This window comes from Haloarcula sp. KBTZ06, assembly GCF_048595605.1.
Lineage (GTDB): Archaea > Halobacteriota > Halobacteria > Halobacteriales > Haloarculaceae > Haloarcula > Haloarcula hispanica.
This window is the reverse complement of record NZ_CP184338.1, coordinates 67,918-82,777: the sequence shown is the minus strand read 5'-3', so window position 1 is coordinate 82,777 and position 14,860 is coordinate 67,918. Positions and strand designations below refer to the sequence as shown.

16 protein-coding genes and 3 pseudogenes are annotated in these 14,860 nt (G+C 52.4%); 6 read left to right on the top strand and 13 right to left on the bottom strand.

Annotation, left to right across the window (positions count from 1 at the left end):
* Positions 1-150: 150 nt before the first annotated feature.
* The gene (locus tag ACNO8S_RS16640) at positions 151-390 is read right to left on the bottom strand and encodes a FaeA/PapI family transcriptional regulator (RefSeq protein WP_151104296.1); all 240 of its coding nucleotides are present in this window, start codon (positions 388-390) and stop codon (positions 151-153) included.
* A gap of 152 nt (positions 391-542) precedes the next feature.
* On the opposite strand from ACNO8S_RS16640, the gene ACNO8S_RS16635 reads away from it, so the two are divergent.
* From ACNO8S_RS16635 to ACNO8S_RS16620, 4 genes and pseudogenes are all read left to right on the top strand, one after another.
* On the top strand, positions 543-839 hold the full coding sequence (locus ACNO8S_RS16635) for a hypothetical protein (protein ID WP_420182826.1): 297 nt from the start codon (positions 543-545) through the stop codon (positions 837-839).
* Positions 836-1,087 carry a hypothetical protein gene (locus ACNO8S_RS16630; protein ID WP_420182825.1) on the top strand — a complete coding sequence of 84 codons (252 nt, stop codon included), beginning with the start codon at positions 836-838 and terminating at the stop codon, positions 1,085-1,087. Before ACNO8S_RS16635 ends, ACNO8S_RS16630 begins: the two co-directional genes overlap by 4 nt.
* A gap of 188 nt (positions 1,088-1,275) precedes the next feature.
* The gene (locus ACNO8S_RS16625) at positions 1,276-1,662 is read left to right on the top strand and encodes a hypothetical protein (protein WP_420182824.1); all 387 of its coding nucleotides are present in this window, start codon (positions 1,276-1,278) and stop codon (positions 1,660-1,662) included.
* A gap of 361 nt (positions 1,663-2,023) precedes the next feature.
* Positions 2,024-2,358, top strand: a pseudogene (locus ACNO8S_RS16620) (IS6 family transposase); the annotation flags it as partial.
* A 66-nt stretch (positions 2,359-2,424) separates the two neighbouring features.
* Here the strand turns inward: ACNO8S_RS16620 and ACNO8S_RS16615 are convergent.
* The 11 genes and pseudogenes from ACNO8S_RS16615 to ACNO8S_RS16565 all read right to left on the bottom strand — a co-directional run.
* A pseudogene (locus ACNO8S_RS16615) lies at positions 2,425-2,649 on the bottom strand (MBL fold metallo-hydrolase); the annotation flags it as partial.
* Positions 2,650-3,034: 385 nt separating this feature from the next.
* Positions 3,035-3,802 (bottom strand): hypothetical protein, encoded by a 768-nt coding sequence (locus tag ACNO8S_RS16610; protein WP_420182823.1) that lies wholly within the window; start codon positions 3,800-3,802, stop codon positions 3,035-3,037.
* Positions 3,795-5,108, bottom strand: coding sequence for a hypothetical protein (locus ACNO8S_RS16605; protein WP_420182822.1), 1,314 nt, complete (start codon positions 5,106-5,108; stop codon positions 3,795-3,797). Before ACNO8S_RS16605 ends, ACNO8S_RS16610 begins: the two co-directional genes overlap by 8 nt.
* Positions 5,109-5,180: 72 nt before the next feature.
* A complete protein-coding gene (locus tag ACNO8S_RS16600; protein ID WP_228841637.1) occupies positions 5,181-5,924 on the bottom strand; it encodes a hypothetical protein in 744 nt (247 codons plus the stop codon).
* A 14-nt stretch (positions 5,925-5,938) separates the two neighbouring features.
* Positions 5,939-6,505 (bottom strand): hypothetical protein, encoded by a 567-nt coding sequence (locus ACNO8S_RS16595; RefSeq protein ID WP_193363423.1) that lies wholly within the window; start codon positions 6,503-6,505, stop codon positions 5,939-5,941.
* A 182-nt stretch (positions 6,506-6,687) separates the two neighbouring features.
* Positions 6,688-6,930 (bottom strand): annotated as a pseudogene (locus tag ACNO8S_RS16590) (IS6 family transposase); the annotation flags it as partial.
* A 67-nt stretch (positions 6,931-6,997) separates the two neighbouring features.
* Positions 6,998-7,345 carry a hypothetical protein gene (locus tag ACNO8S_RS16585; protein WP_165353739.1) on the bottom strand — a complete coding sequence of 116 codons (348 nt, stop codon included), beginning with the start codon at positions 7,343-7,345 and terminating at the stop codon, positions 6,998-7,000.
* A gap of 107 nt (positions 7,346-7,452) precedes the next feature.
* The gene (locus ACNO8S_RS16580; RefSeq protein ID WP_420182821.1) at positions 7,453-8,709 is read right to left on the bottom strand and encodes a hypothetical protein; all 1,257 of its coding nucleotides are present in this window, start codon (positions 8,707-8,709) and stop codon (positions 7,453-7,455) included.
* 821 nt (positions 8,710-9,530) lie between these two features.
* Positions 9,531-10,379 (bottom strand): hypothetical protein, encoded by an 849-nt coding sequence (locus tag ACNO8S_RS16575; RefSeq protein ID WP_420182820.1) that lies wholly within the window; start codon positions 10,377-10,379, stop codon positions 9,531-9,533.
* Positions 10,380-10,536: 157 nt separating this feature from the next.
* Positions 10,537-10,824, bottom strand: coding sequence for a hypothetical protein (locus tag ACNO8S_RS16570; RefSeq protein ID WP_420182819.1), 288 nt, complete (start codon positions 10,822-10,824; stop codon positions 10,537-10,539).
* A 475-nt stretch (positions 10,825-11,299) separates the two neighbouring features.
* Positions 11,300-12,085, bottom strand: a complete 786-nt coding sequence (locus ACNO8S_RS16565; protein ID WP_420182818.1) for a hypothetical protein — start codon at positions 12,083-12,085, stop codon at positions 11,300-11,302.
* 196 nt (positions 12,086-12,281) lie between these two features.
* Between ACNO8S_RS16565 and ACNO8S_RS16560 the strand changes: the two genes are divergently transcribed.
* Together ACNO8S_RS16560 and ACNO8S_RS16555 are read left to right on the top strand one after the other, a co-directional pair.
* A complete protein-coding gene (locus ACNO8S_RS16560; RefSeq protein ID WP_420182817.1) occupies positions 12,282-12,965 on the top strand; it encodes a hypothetical protein in 684 nt (227 codons plus the stop codon).
* Positions 12,966-13,158: 193 nt separating this feature from the next.
* Positions 13,159-13,668, top strand: a complete 510-nt coding sequence (locus tag ACNO8S_RS16555) for a radical SAM domain-containing protein (RefSeq protein ID WP_420182882.1) — start codon at positions 13,159-13,161, stop codon at positions 13,666-13,668.
* Between the two features lie 241 nt (positions 13,669-13,909).
* Here the strand turns inward: ACNO8S_RS16555 and ACNO8S_RS16550 are convergent, their stop codons facing one another.
* Positions 13,910-14,752: a hypothetical protein gene (locus ACNO8S_RS16550; RefSeq protein ID WP_420182816.1), complete on the bottom strand. Its 843-nt coding sequence runs from the start codon at positions 14,750-14,752 to the stop codon at positions 13,910-13,912.
* Positions 14,753-14,860: the final 108 nt, after the last annotated feature.

Sequence of the window (14,860 nt, the reverse complement as noted above, 5' to 3'; positions counted from 1 at the left end):
GGCTCTTGGGACGACGGAGATAGCAGATATGGTTGGAATCAGCCAACAGGCGGCATCAAAACGACTCAGTCGATTAGAGGAAGAGAGACTGATTGAATCGGATAAAATTGGCAATGCCAGAGCATGGTGGCTCACTGATAACGGGCGTCGTTACCTAGATTCGTCCGAAAAAGAGCCATCCAGCCAATAAATGAACGGCCCGCCGCCGATCCGCGAACGGTTGATTTTATTTTGTTCGTCGAGCCTCTCCAACCGCTGGCGTACTCTCCAGTTGGATAAATCGACCAATTCAGCAACCTCCCCAGCTGTTGCGAATGGTCTGCCGGTTTGACTGATTGCCTTGATTAGCTCGTTATCACTGACCGTTGGTTCCGGACCCTTCGTAGACATAGGTGTCTAACCGACTATTGTTGTATCAGAACAATAGTTTTATTGGTGTGCCGCCACAACAGATTAGATAGGAACACACGCGCTGCTGGTCGATTTCTCACGAAATCGCCCCGGTGCTGGAACACCGAGGCGCGTGGTTCCAGGAAGAACCAATGGCAACTACGCAATCCAATCCACAAGAACGTACCGCACGCGAACTACTCACCCAAGGTCGGCCGCTCTTCCTCGGCGTCGACGGCGACGGTGCAGCACACTACTGGGACAGCTACGAGTTCGCTGTGGCTGTTGTGGCGGCTGATGGTGACGCCGAGAAGGTCGTGTTGGCAGAGACGCCCTTCGAGACGCTTGCTGACTGGTGTGAATACACGCGCTCGGAGCGCGGCTGGGACGTTGGGCCGCACGTCGGTGGGTCGCTCGTGGGCGATCTCGTGCGAGGTGTTGAGGCATGAGCTGTACCGTGGAGGAACGGCAGCGTGTTCGGCGTGCTGCACGGGCGATTCAAGCGGAGGTTCCGACTGAGTCTGTCGACGTGCTCGCACCGAGTGCGAGTCAGTACGGTGAATGGACGCTTGATGCCGTGCTTCGGGACGCGGAGGGTGTGCCGCCCGAGGTGTTGCGGGAGTTGGCGTTGGCTGGGTTGACGTTACAGCCCACACCGTCGCAAGCCGAGTATCAGCATGTGGCGGCGACAGTGTAGCCAAAAGCGCTAACCAACAATAGCTGACCAATACCTGTGACTGTTGGTTAGCCGACCTCGGTTGACTTCTGACCGTTGTTTGTTTCTCACGATCTCAGCAGAAATACCCGCTCAGTGGGTATGCATATAGAGCGGGTGTCAGTCAGACGATGGGAAGTGATTAATCCATCAGAATGGGATGTTTGCGTATGAAACGGCGCGCCCTCCTATCTACCGCTCTTGGGAGCACAATTGTTGTCTCCGGATGTCTCGGTGTCGATGGTGGACAGGAGGTGGAAGGAACGACGGTCGAAATCATCCCACGAAACCATACCGATCGGGAGATATCCCTGCAAGTAGCCGTTTATGCGATGGACGGCAGTCTGCTGCTCGATCACACGTATACATTGCCGGGAGGACAGGGCGACGAGTCAAAAGGTGTTGAAAACCGCGTTAGCCATCTTGTCGTCTCGCTAGAGGGTGAAAATGATATACGTCATGAGTATACCCCGGATAGAGACAATTGCTCACGGGAAGGGGAAGACGTGCAAATTCTTGTTGAGCCAGATGGAATCTCATTCGCTTACTCGTGTTAGCTTCACACTCTATACTGGCCAATCACCACGAGTGATTGATCCAGCTCTCGCTGTTTCTCAACACCGAACTATGAGACAACGACGGCGTCCCCCCGAAGTGCTTCATGAACTGGCACTGGCTAGACTGACACATTCGAACTATCTACTTCTTGTCAGCTAAAGCGTGTGAGATACGGAGGATATCTTTCATATAGTTCTTGATAGAGTTGGAGACAGAAAGACTGAGAAATTTTCCCTGACACGGCACAGAGCTCTTACCTAATAGCAGTTGCTTGCGACCAGTATAAAGACATATAATTGCGATTTGGGTTGAACCGGTCGCGTTAAGTTAGAGAATGAGGCGGACGAGTTCTGAGTGTCTATGGCAGAATTCGACCGCCTCAAAGGATGTATCGAGTGGATAGACTTGTCGTTTGTGGAGCGACGACGGACTCCCGAGTGGGCGATTCAAGTGGGCATCCGATGTCATCTGGCGGGTATGTCACTTCGGGATGCCAGTCAGTTTCTTGAGGAGTTGGGAGTCCAACGCAGTCATGTTTCGATCCATGAGTGGGTTCACAAGGCCGATCTACAGCCGATTTCGACGGTGACCGCGAATCAACTCGCGGTTGACGAGAAAATGATTCCCTCCACGGACAGCAGTTTTGGCTGTACGGTGCTGTCGATCCCCAAACAAACGAAATCCTCCACATCTCCTTCATGGCTGTTACCGGCTTCCACTCCAGAGAAGAGCAGATTTCGGACTGTAATGTCGTCGTCGGCCAAAATCTCGTCAACATAGGAGATGTGATCAGTGTGATTGTGACTCACAACGAGATGGTCAATGACATAGTTGCCTTCGGAATTTGTTGGCAGCCGTGAAGTCAAATCCTCTCGGTAGGGATCTTCCCAGCGCCCAGCACTCTCGCCGGAGCCGGCATCCACGAGAAGCGTCTTATCGCGCCCTTCGGCAGGAGCTTTGCTCAATGTACTCTGTCCTTTGCCCATATCGATGGCCGTCGTCTCCAACTGAGCACTGTCATCTTCATCATCATCGCCGTCGTCTGAATACTGGTCGTAGATGTTGGATGCCTTGTAGATATCGAGAGCGAAGTCACCGACAGTCCTGATCCAGAGTTTCTCGCGCTCGCTGAGGCGCCAGTCCTGTTCAGTTCTCGGTGCGTCGTCGATCTCCTCTTCGTCGGTAAGCTCCTCGTCATCCTTATTCTATTCTCAACACCAATCCCCAATTGCGGTTGATTATGGTTGTGGTTGTACTACTCGGAGAGATACCAGGAAGGGGTGAGGACTTTCGTGATATCGTGGTTTTAGCCACCAGATAGAGCTATTCTGTACGTTCAGATTCTATTGATCCACCAGAGCCCCTGATAGACTATAAATGGAAGCTTGCGGCACTCGCTTCGACGAGATCCATTGGGATAAATTCTGAGGAGATGGCTGGTGAATATCCCTTCGCTCGTCCCAAGATCGCCAATGCGGTCGCCTCCACAGACATGATTTGCTTAACGACGTTGTCTGCGTCCATATCCTGTTCGTGGAACGTGACCATCGACTCGACACCCGACTGGATAGCTGCCGGTTCGTCGTCGCGGATACCACGTGCGGTCGATAGCACTGCCCGCCCGTAGTGTGCGTGCGCGCCGGGTTTCTCGTCGTTGACAGTCTCCAATCCCGCCAGTGCAGCATCGTTGACAGTACCCAACACTGCGCCGGAGAGACACCAACCGAGGAAATAGCGGTCAGCCCATTGATCATCAGGGTCGCAGTCTTCTTCAGCAGCAAGCCGTTGCATCGATTCGGCGATATCGACGAGGGCGGATTCCTCCCCTGCCAGCAGTGCTGTGTACATTCCTTGCATTCGTTGGCGGGCGCTATGGACCGGCAAAGAGTCTTCAGCCGCACTCCGTTCATAATACGTCGTGGCGTCGGCAAAAGCCTCCTCTGCGGCATCTCTGTCACCGACTGCGAGTTCCAATATACCGATATTGCGTGCACTACCGGCAATACCGCTGAAGAAACTTGACAACTCGCGCTCTACCCCTCCTTCTTCGAAATTTGACTTCCGAAGCCTCAATCGGCGGCGCTTCTTATTCAGGAGATTTTCAGCCTGGTTCTTTTGATCCGAATTTAAATTAGTCATTGCTATCGTCTTCAGCTTTGAGGTCAATGACTGTTACTGCGTCAACTCCAATCACTGACTTATTACTAATGTCTGACGAGGCGCTACGCGGATTTGCTAGTGTTCTCGTGCTTGATCCTTCAACATCCCGGACGAATACCACCTCTTGACGTATATTCCCATTGTCAAGCGCTAAGATGAGCTCGTCAACCGTAGAGCTGTCCAACTGACCTTGGTTCTCAAGTTTTTCTATACTATTCTCGATCCACTCCTCCGAAAGCTGTGGGTCGCCATCGTACGCATCAGTGTTGAACAACGAGATGCCAACTGCATCAGTGCTACCAGTTGTCTTGGCCTCGACAATAACGTATTCTCCGGTATTTTCGTCGTAAGCAATGACGTCTGGACCGATCTCTGAGGTGTCTCCTTCGTCGAACCCACCTTCAGGCCAGACGATCTCGTATCCCCGTTCTTCCATCAGCTCTACAGAGACTCGTTCACCAGCACTACCATCAGTCAGGTCGGTGGGGTTATCGGCGTAGGTCCGGACGAACGCATCCCGGTCGTGGACGCAGTAGTAATCCGTCGCAACGTTATTTTTAGTTTTCCGATATTCGCCGCTAAACAGCGTATACGTGCTCGACGACGAGAACCGACCGGTAACCTGTTCGTCAACAGCCATATCGATATCTGTAGCATTTAGACCGCATTGACTGTCGTTCTCGTCATCGTCGTCTGAATACTGGTCGTAGATGTTGGACGCCTTGTAGAGATTGAGAACGAAGTCACCGACAGTCCGGATCCAGAGTTTTTGACGCTCGCTGAGGCGCCACCACTCTTCCTGTCCGGGCGCGTCGTCGATATCGTCCTCGCCTATTTTATCGGAGCCGTCTTGATCAGTATCCTCTTCTTTCTCTCGCTGGATCGTATCCCCAACTGTTTCGACGCTGGTGGCACCGATGATCGTCGAGCCCAGTATATACAGTGCGATGTGGCCATCGCCATTCGGGTTCTCCCCGATGACGACATCGTATCCCTCCGACGTTTCGGCAACCACTGCGGTAGACAGGACGTGATCGATGTCTGCTGGCGAGTTCAGCGGCGAGGTTTCGTAGACGTACTCTGCTCCGTATCCGGCGACGTATTCAGCGTCCCCACGAACGGACGTGGCTCCCGCTGCCAGCGTCAACGGCAAATCGACATTCCCGTTCTGGAGGAGTGCCTGTGTGTCAGCAGAGAAGTCCTTTTGAGTCCACTGTCTGACGACAGAACTTGTCGGGACGGTCCGCTGGTAGCCTTGCTGGACCCCACTCGCAGAGCCTATCATCTCGGCGATGAGACTATCTCCTAATCAGTATTGTAGTTTGAATTATTGTAGACTTTAGATCTAAAATCGCGGTCAGTGATACCGTTCCGTTTTCGCTAGCGAGAGACCGAGCTGGTCGGCGACTTCCTCACACTGCTGGCCCTCGTGTCCGCACTGCTTGGGTGGTTCCGTGACAGCCATGAAAACGCCACCTGAGTCGAGTTCTTCGACGTAGTAGGCCGGGGCCGACAGGACTTGCTCGCGACCGATTGCCTCAACCGTTTCCGGACGGAAGACGTTGTACTCGTACAGCGGTGGTTTGGTCCTCGTCGCAAGGTCTTCGACCGTCTCATCTTCGCCGATAGCGAGGCCACCGCGGCGGCCAAAGCCCCATTTTGGTTCGAGAATGTTTGCGGCTTGAGCAAGTACTTCGACAAACTCTTTCCGCATTTTCTTCACTTCGGGAGGAGAGCCATGATCATCTGAATCTTTCATCGCGTAAATCCAGGTTGAAAATTGCAAATTGGGCTTTGATAAGTCTGACAGTAGACCCAATTCGCTCTTGCTCCGTGCAATTGTCAGATCATCGTGGCTCAGCAGCACCTCAACTGACCACTCTGGATACGTAGATATTGTTTGGAGTATCTCTTCACGCCCTCCGACTATATCTACTTCATTGGTGTATTCATCTATTTTACTGGCACGTATCCCATATTCTCGAGGTCCGCGATCTCGCCTACCGTACTCCGGGAACGCGTTAATGAGCGTCTCGAAGATATCACTAGACGGTTCCTCATCGAGGACATAGGTAAGTTCAATCAGATCGTAATCTTCCATTAGTAGCCTCCAATTTAATCCGTGATAATTGATCCAGAGCCTTCATCGACCACTTTGATCGTAATGTCTGCAGACCCCCATTTGCTCTTCTGCTCCCATTCCGTAATCTTTGAACTGACCAAGTTTTGATCCCCAACGCGATTCGCCCGGATCTCCAGTGTGTTGCCATCGAAAGCAACATCCTCATGTTCCTTCATAGTTCTAAGCTTTCTGTCGAATTGTTGGTCAATCTTGCCTTTCGTATATCCGAACGATCCTTTCGATTCGACAATCTTGCCAGATTCGACTTGGATATCCAGTTCCCCGTCATACTCATTCGAATCGGGGAGTTCAATACTCATCCGCTCGATATTCTCTGCACCGATTTCATCGGCCCGACGCACTTCATCAAGTGCACCACCAACGTTTCCAGGGTCTCTTGAATTGATGAAATCATCGACGGGGCCGCTATTCAGACCATCGACACCTTCCAGATTGTCGGCATGTGTGGCGAATTTCTCGATATCGTTGGTGTCAGCATTGCCTCGTTCGAGATTGCGAGCTGCAGCCGTGCGGAACTCGTCAGCACGGTCGATATCCAAGTCGAGTACCCGTTGGAGCCCGTCGCCATCTAACTCGTCAACGAGCTTGACGCCAGCACCGTCGGTCTCAGCGATGAGTTGCTTGGCCCGGCGCTGCTAAGTGCTGTCGAGGTTATCGACCTTTTTGACGGCCCTATCGATCTGGTCGAAGGAGTCGACGCTGTCGTCATCAGCCGCGCGAGCGACGGCTCCGCCGTCGGCGGGTCGCTCTGTGCCTCAGACAGTGTATGCACCCAGTTCCAGACTGCACCGTGAGAGCGATCGACACCCAACAATTCTAAGATAGCGACCGTCTCCCTGATCGACAGCCCCGCCGAGTGGAGACGCACCCCAAACCGCCGGACGGGTGTCGGGGTGCGCTCATTCTCCCAAACGTCTTGACCGTCCGTTTCCAACGTTTCGCTGAGCAGGTCTGCGAGTGTCATGAACACCTCTCGCTATGGCCTCCTCGTTTCTCAAACTCGCTCAACTAGACAGTGCCTTCCAGGGTCATCAACCAACATATATATCGAGGTCTTGTTCGATGGCAAAATCAAGGAGATCCCTGACCATCCAAAACTTGTGATAGACCCGGAGATACACCACCTCACTCGCTTCTACCGACGAATACTCTCGTGGATGAATATCCGTTGCAGCCTCGACAATATCCCCATCTATTTTTAGGGAGGATTCGATACGGCTCAACAGCTCTTCACTCATTTCGTGGAGTTCCACCACCTCATCGTCGCTGAGATGATAATCTCCATTCACTCGGTCCTCATCCCGTGGAAGTCCCAGCAGTTCTCCAAGCCGTGGCCCCTCCATCCCCACTTCATTTGCGACCAAGACCAGCTGTTCCATTAGTGTCCCCGACAACTTGATTCCATCAAATATTGGCGGCTCTTGCTCCAGCATCTCCTGAAAAATGGGGCCTTCCGGATCAGCGTCGGTTTGCAGCCGTCGTCCCATTAGTTGTCACTGAATCCTCTGTAGAGAACATCCATTGTTTCTACCGAAAGGCTCTGTAAATCGTATTTATTTCCGTCACCGATCGTGTATACGTGTCCCTCATTAATCGTCTCGGTCGACAGTTTAGCGTTGATTGTCTCACTTGAGCCAGGATATTTCATTTTCTTCACTTCATACTGATCAATAAATTGTTTGTTTTTGGTTATTTGTTTTCCGACATCCGCTGTCTTCGAGTCCTTTGTTTCAGCAAATCCGATGACCTCGCCGTCTTTTATTATCAGATGATCTATCTCAGTCGATCTTGACGTTCCTTTGAATTCGACCTGTGCCTGCGAGATGACTCGATAGTCGTCACCGAGTCGCCGCTGAAGCAAGACTTCACCATAGATTTCCGCCAGATCGCTGGGTTTATTTGTTTCGTAGTTGTCCTTGTAGCGGTTGTACTTGTCGTAGGTTCGCGCCGTCTTCCTGAAGACGCCTTCGTCAGCTTCGGCAGCCAAGCGCTTGACAGCGCCTGGATTCAGGTCTTTCAGATATGCTCTAGGATTTTCCGATTCGACAACGCTGTTTGCGAATGGTTTGACTTGGCTATCACCGAGACGAGCGAGTAGTCCGTTAAGTTCCGATCCAGAGATGTCTCCGTCAGCGGCGACAGTTTCGAGCAATCTGGTTCCGGCACAGCTTGAACGGGAACTGAGTGTTGGCGTATCCGGAACTTGTACACGCCGATACTGGGAGACACCTAACGGCAGTCGCCCAATCGACGGCGCGGACAAGCCACAGTCTGCAGTAAGGAGATTATCTAGACGGTCACTATCGACTGCCGATGCTACGCGAGCGCCGCTATGGCCATTCTCCTCTACGAAGGCTGTAAGCTGGCGTTGCTGGCTTGCATCTAGCTCGGTGTACTTTGACGCTATTTCTGCTCGCACGGCCGAATCAATATCTATAGCCATTAGATCGTTCAGTGCATCCTGATCCATCGTCGCGGTTGCCTCGACACTCTTGTCACCAGTCGCTCGCCACACCTCCCGCATCTCTCGCTTCTGTTCCGGTGTCTCTAGCGAGTCGTACCGCTGCAACGCTTCGCTGAGGTCCTGTTTCGAAACGTCGGGATCTTCGCGAGACGCTCGAACCAGTGCCCGCTGTGTCCCTGGCGTTTCGTCCATTGCGATGAACGTTTCTAGAGCGCGCTGGTCACCCGAGTTGTGCAGTTGGAGCATCAGTTGACGACCATCATCGCCAGTCCGGCGCATAGTGCGGCTGACTCGTTCGGTTCGGGATGGGCCTGTAGCACGCTCTGGGAGCGATTCGATGAGTCGTGTCCACCGTGGTGAGTTCAGCCGCTGTGCGTGGCGCACACGCTCGGGTATCGCCACCCGCCCGAGTGCGCGCCGGGTTCCTGCTGGCTTGATATCAGTGCCTTTCGAAATGGTTGAGGCCATCCTGACTGACCGATGGAAGGTCCAGCCTCTCGCTGCCGTTCCAGCATCACCAACTGTGTCAGTTACCTTCCGCAATTTTGCGGCTTTCGAGACCGTTGAGCCACCACCGGTTGCAAGGCCGATACTGAGCTCAGAGCCAGCGACGCCACTGCCGTATCCTACTAACCAGTTCTGACCATAGAGCTTGTAATTCTCTGTCTCAGTCCTCCGGTCGAAGGGGTTCTACCGGTCCTGAAGATTTCTGGCTGCAGAGGGGAGGGTTTCGGGCGCTCTCAAAGCCGCATCAGGGAGTCGATCGATATTTCCGAGCCAGGTAACAGCCGTCCACGGATGTGAGAGGAAGTATGACAGATCAATTAGTTGCGAATCGTAGTCCTGGGCAAGTGACGCTTCTTGTGTGCCTCGAATATCCCCAGTGATGAGGACATCATCGCTGTCGTGTTGTAATGTAGCACAATGAATTCCGATCCGTCACAGTTGAGCGAGGATTATTCTCAACCTCATCTGCGGAGCTGTCGGGGTTGAGTACATCGACAGTCGCCTCACCACCGGTGAACCGGTCCCCTTCACGAACGGCAGCGGTACTCGTACTTGAAGTGACAGCGCTAAAGTCCTAGTTGTGATTATGTTTTTTAAACATCGGTCTCAATAACATCTCCCGTTTCTACATCAAGTTCTAGTGTCGGTTTCCCTGCGCTTTCGTTTAGTCCCGCGGTAGAGCAGAATAGGCGGCCATTGTAAACCCAAATTCGACGATATGTATACTGTACCCCGGTGTCGTCAGTTCTCGATTGAGCCGTCCAGGCGACCCTACCACCGGATGTGATCGCAAGCAGATTCCGGGTCGGTTCAAGGCTCGGAATATCTCTTATATCCATGTCCATTTCCGAGTCGAGAACCATCACCAGCACACCGTTGACTGGCAATATGTCTCTGACTCTACTGGGAAGTTGTAGTTCGGTATCCGGACCCTCAATCCGTCCTTGATAGTCTATCTGGCAATCGAACTCTGGAAAGGCGGTCACCTGATGTGCCTCATCTGTGGACTCTCCACTGTCTTCGGCCGGTGGAGAGCTCTTTTCGGTATCGTACTTCAATGTCACCGTCACGAAACACTCCGAAGGGAGCCAATCAACGCCGTCTTCCTCCGTCCACGACAAGTGAAATGGCTCCATATCCAGTGAACCACCAATCGTGTCATTAGGCCCTTTTGTCAGACGGAAAGCCCTACCATTGGCCACCTGCTCTGCTTGAAATTCATGAATAGCCGTCGTTGGACTCACACTATCGCTGGAACCTTGTGGGTCAGCAGTAATCTCGACGGTGACCCAATACCAAGCAGATACATTTCGTCCCTGTTCAGGAAACAGGTCTGGTGTCATAGCGAGGCTGATCGCCTCTCCGGCACCTCTAACATCAAAAAACCCATCTTGGGTCTCTTTCTCGACTATCGCAGTACCAGACAGCTTTGCGAGTGACATTATAATAGCCACATACAGTGGCAATATAAATTTAGATCAGGTTTCCAGAGGCGAGGTTTTGTAGACGTGCTCTGCTTCGTAGCCCTTGTCAGGAGTAGTGTGGCACGGACCACTGGATTACACTTGACTGCTCGATGCTGGTGACTATAAAATACTGTCAGAGTACGTCTGAATTCCAGTTTCCGGACGCTATGACCCGGTCGATGATATCCGGGAAGTGCGTGCGTTTGTACTCGATTCGTTCGTCGAGAGAATTTTCATACACCAGTTCTGTCACGTCATCCGGGAGGTCGTAACCGACGTCGGCAGCTAACTCCTCGACGATCTGTGTAAAGTCCCCGAATCCGTCTTCCATCTGCCAGCCGAAGTCCGATTCGACGTCCTCGTACTGCAACGCCGCAGTATCGTAGGCCGCGTGGAAATCCTCGTTCCCAGCGACAATCATGAAGTCGCCTCGAATCTCGTGACAGAGCCCGAGCTTCGGTCGTTCCGTGAATAGCCACTCGCTGTTGTCTGTGAGTGTGAGGCGTGCACGTTCGGAGAGGTTCTGACAGCGGGCAGGACGTCCAGCTAGCCGATAGCAGAGACACGCCGCGAGTAGCCGTTTCATCCCGTATCCTAACCGGGCGAGTGGCGAAGCCGATGGCAGTGTGACGTCGCCAGTGTCGGCGTGGTCTGGTAGCTGTTTACACAGCATCAACTCACCGTGGCCTGCGGCTGTATAGTATTCAGCTGCTGTTTCGAATTCCGCGTCACCACGTCGCTCCTTGGCTTCCTCAGTGTACGCACTGATCAACTCCAGAATCTGATGACTGTGCACGAATTCATTCCGGAATGTGTCGCTCACAACACCACACGAGCCGTGAAACCATTATATGGCGCATAGTTTGGTGATTCACTACAACCGAATCAGTCTCCGTTTAGATGTCTGTTGCCATTATTTTTCCCGTCTTCGGATCAAGTTCAGTAACTATCCTCTCTCCGGTGTCGATAGAAGCCATCTTTGAAAACAGATGATCGCCGACGAGCCAGTGGATTCGGTGCAAAAATTGCTCGTCGCCCAGAGTAACGACTTGGCCACGCCACGTAATTTCACCGCTTGGATCGATGGCAAAGAGATTTTCCCCATCCTCGGAATGACATGTGGGCTCGGTAACTCCCTCCTCATTCAGATTAAGTACAACTAATGCAGTTTGTTTATACATGATACAGTTGCGGATTGGATTAGCAAAGCGTTGCTCCACTTTGGTCCCGGTTATTCGGCCACGATAATCCACCTTTAGATCACTGCTAAGTCGGACTTCGTCGCCCGTATCATGCCTAATTTGCAACTTCACATAACAGTTCTCGGGGTCCCAATCAACACCTGCTCTATGCACACCCGCCGGTTCATAATTGAACGGTTCAAGTGAGAATGTCCCAAAGACCTCGTGTTGATCAGTTAATTGTAAAAATCCTTCCTCAGAGTGCACTTCAGCCCTACATTTATGTACAGCTATATTCGGTCCGATGTCGCTACTGATTTCCTGTCTGTCAGAAGTCAGTGTTACCTCAATGTGATAGTTTGCTCCGGTTGAACGTCTTTTTGGCAGATGCTCTTTGTTGAAATCCAGTGAGAAAAAACTGGGCTTTCCAGTCAAGTGAACGAAATTTTCAGCCGCATCCTCCTCTTCCCAAGCAGTAAAGGTGAATTCAACGAACGCCATTTATTTGCTTAGACAAAGGCCAATACTAAGTGAGTTATTGATAATTTTTGAAATGTGTTTGACCGGCTGATTTGCCGGTTTTATACATCGCCCATCAGTCACACTGGTATGGTAACTCTATTTGGAGTTCCTCAGGATCGGACGTAACCTCTTTGTCTGCCCGTTCATACGATCCTCCATCGAATTGAATATCACCGTGAATAGCAGTCCAGTAAATCCAGAAACAGTCCAGTCTGCCGAGGAGGCAAACGGCGTCCGCATTGCGGCGACTGGAATGGATACCGCCGACAGTGGCTCGACATCTGTTGTCTCAGTAACGCTTACCGGCGAGGCTGTCGGAACGAGCGATGTGGACCTGACTGTTGCAGCCGTCGGTGACGAATCCGGGACCGCATACAATGTCACCAGCGTCCGCGATGGAACACTGACAGTCGAGTCCGGAGAGAACGCAACGGAGACGCCAACACCGACTCCGACTGCAACAGAAACACCAACAGAAACTCCTACCGAGGAAGACTCGTCGAGTTCCGGCGGTAGTAATGATGACGGTGATAATGATGGCGGTGATGACGATGATGGTAGCGACTCCAGCGGCAGTGACTCTGGTGACACAGTAACAGCGACGGACACACCGACAATAACGGAACCAACGCCCAGTGACACCCCAACAACGGCCACGGAAACGGAACACTCGACCGAGACAGACACCAAGCAATCAACCTCAACCCAGACCAGCAGTGGTGGGCCAGCAATCGCACCGTCTCAGACCGCGGCCACAGACACTGTCGAGCCGTCTGGCGGCTCACCCACGAATCTGCTTATTGCCGGGAGCATGATCGTCGCTGTTCTCGGTGGGATCATCATCTATCGTCGGTTGTAGAAGCGATTCCAAGACACACGACACGTTCTCACCTCGCTGACCGGCTCAATTGGGGGTCGTCTGTCGCTTCCATGTGAAGAGGTACTGGCAACTTTCCCACCGTCGATGATCTCGTTCGGTTACCATCGGATCGTCGATTCCGTCTTTCGATGCGACGCTCGTCAGAGCGATGGAACCGAACCCCCCGCCACCGATGACTCGCTGGCAGGCGGTAGACGAACTTCAGCAGGCCGGTGTCTCAGTGTTCGTCTCGATGTCGACCACATACCCGCCGATGGGCGAAGATGACTTTCACGAGCTACTCAGCTACTTCAGAGCGCTCGGTGAGGTCGTCGTCTTCCATGAACCAATCAACCCGAGGGGCCAGAACTTCCAACAATGTCTCAGCGCCGCCAAAGAAGCCGGCTATGACGACGTGGCCGAAGAACTCCAGCAGATGCAGGACAGCCACCAGTACTGGGTCGAGTACGCCCTCGAACAACTGAACACGGTCCAGCAAGTCGCAACACGCTTCGACGGGCTCGAAGTGCATTCTTGGCCAGACGATGAGTTGGTGCGCTCGACGAGCGGCCAACTGCGGTCGAAGCTCAAAGCGATGCAAGAGGCCGTCTCACCGGAATCGTTCTCCGGCCGTGCGCTGGATTCGTCGCCGGAGCAATCCGAATTAGCTCGGGACGGCGAGTCCGTCGAGCATCTCATCTAACGTGTCTATCAGGCACCGCGCCAGGGTCTGGCTGGGCTGGTGTTGCAGCCGATGCCGTCGCAGGCCGACTATCAGCATGTGACGGTGACGGTGTAGGATGGCAGACTGCTAGCCAACAAATGGTGAGTAACGTCCACATCTGTTGGTTAGCGAATGAGAGGGACGGGCTCTAACTGTAATTTGTTTTCAGGTAATCTCTGGAACAGTTACCTGACAAGCGTGTGTACCGAACAGTGCTTGCTCAGAACGCGTCCGTCTCAAGCAACTTTTCAGAGGTATGCTCCTCGTCCCAGATAGAGAAGAAATGCCCAGCGATCGTCCCGACCGCACCCGTCTTGTGACAGTGCTCAACGGGGCATTCGATTTGAGGCTGTTGGGCCTGAGTGTGATCATCTGATGCCATAACATGACCGAGAACTTGCTCAATATTTCCAGAATATGAACACCAGTCAAGCGGACATGTTGCCTCCCCCTCAGACACTCCCTTACCCTTTGGTTCAGTACCTCCGTCGCAGCGGTTCTCTTTCACAATTGGAACGATCTCTTCAAAAACTATCTCTTTTCTAACTGTTTTCCATCCCGAGATTGGAACATCACTTGAGAAATTGACTTTCACTCCGCTGCTTTCTTTTTCAACTTGATTGTTCACCACCAACGGACCTATCTCATCATAAACAATATCGCGAGGAACCTGAATCCATCCACTCAATTCGACTTCCTCCCCAAGGTACACTTTTGAAGTATCAAAGTCCAAGTTCTGCTGATTTTCTTTTTCGGGTTTTTTTATTTCAGCTTCAGGGTCGGACTGCTCAAGCCTGACGTTTCTGTCTACTTGTGCCCGACTCTCGGACCTGAAATCAGGATATGAGTCCTTCTCTTCTGGTGGATTCGTAACTCTCCGTGCATCTTTCAGTCGGTCTGAAATGAGTTGATTCAGCTTCCAACTCTCCTCCATCGCTGCTTCAAAGTCTGGATATACAGTCTCGGCAACAGCTTTGTCCTCGTCCCGTGTCCCCGTTCCACGCTTGCTCGATATGCGGACATGAATGCGACCGTCTTCGAGTTTAGTAATGTCTTCAGACATATCTGCTGATAGAGAGTACTATCAAAAATATTAATCGGAGCAAACACTCTTCACACTGAGAGGCAGCAGCATGCTCTGCTAAGTGTATACTGCTACTCGGTAGTTCCA

What these genes read in the sequence shown, in the direction of transcription:
- ACNO8S_RS16630 (WP_420182825.1), top strand. Translation starts at nt 836, where the DNA reads ATGAGCTGTACCGTGGAGGAACGGCAGCGTGTTCGGCGTGCTGCACGG.
- ACNO8S_RS16625 (WP_420182824.1), top strand. Translation starts at nt 1,276, where the DNA reads ATGAAACGGCGCGCCCTCCTATCTACCGCTCTTGGGAGCACAATTGTT.
- ACNO8S_RS16635 (WP_420182826.1), top strand. Translation starts at nt 543, where the DNA reads ATGGCAACTACGCAATCCAATCCACAAGAACGTACCGCACGCGAACTA.
- ACNO8S_RS16575 (WP_420182820.1), bottom strand. Translation starts at nt 10,379, where the DNA reads ATGTCACTCGCAAAGCTGTCTGGTACTGCGATAGTCGAGAAAGAGACC.
- ACNO8S_RS16640 (WP_151104296.1), bottom strand. Translation starts at nt 390, where the DNA reads ATGTCTACGAAGGGTCCGGAACCAACGGTCAGTGATAACGAGCTAATC.
- ACNO8S_RS16570 (WP_420182819.1), bottom strand. Translation starts at nt 10,824, where the DNA reads ATGATTGTCGCTGGGAACGAGGATTTCCACGCGGCCTACGATACTGCG.
- ACNO8S_RS16555 (WP_420182882.1), top strand. Translation starts at nt 13,159, where the DNA reads ATGACTCGCTGGCAGGCGGTAGACGAACTTCAGCAGGCCGGTGTCTCA.
- ACNO8S_RS16605 (WP_420182822.1), bottom strand. Translation starts at nt 5,108, where the DNA reads ATGATAGGCTCTGCGAGTGGGGTCCAGCAAGGCTACCAGCGGACCGTC.
- ACNO8S_RS16580 (WP_420182821.1), bottom strand. Translation starts at nt 8,709, where the DNA reads ATGCGCCGGACTGGCGATGATGGTCGTCAACTGATGCTCCAACTGCAC.
- ACNO8S_RS16585 (WP_165353739.1), bottom strand. Translation starts at nt 7,345, where the DNA reads ATGGAACAGCTGGTCTTGGTCGCAAATGAAGTGGGGATGGAGGGGCCA.
- ACNO8S_RS16565 (WP_420182818.1), bottom strand. Translation starts at nt 12,085, where the DNA reads ATGGCGTTCGTTGAATTCACCTTTACTGCTTGGGAAGAGGAGGATGCG.
- ACNO8S_RS16600 (WP_228841637.1), bottom strand. Translation starts at nt 5,924, where the DNA reads ATGGAAGATTACGATCTGATTGAACTTACCTATGTCCTCGATGAGGAA.
- ACNO8S_RS16610 (WP_420182823.1), bottom strand. Translation starts at nt 3,802, where the DNA reads ATGACTAATTTAAATTCGGATCAAAAGAACCAGGCTGAAAATCTCCTG.
- ACNO8S_RS16550 (WP_420182816.1), bottom strand. Translation starts at nt 14,752, where the DNA reads ATGTCTGAAGACATTACTAAACTCGAAGACGGTCGCATTCATGTCCGC.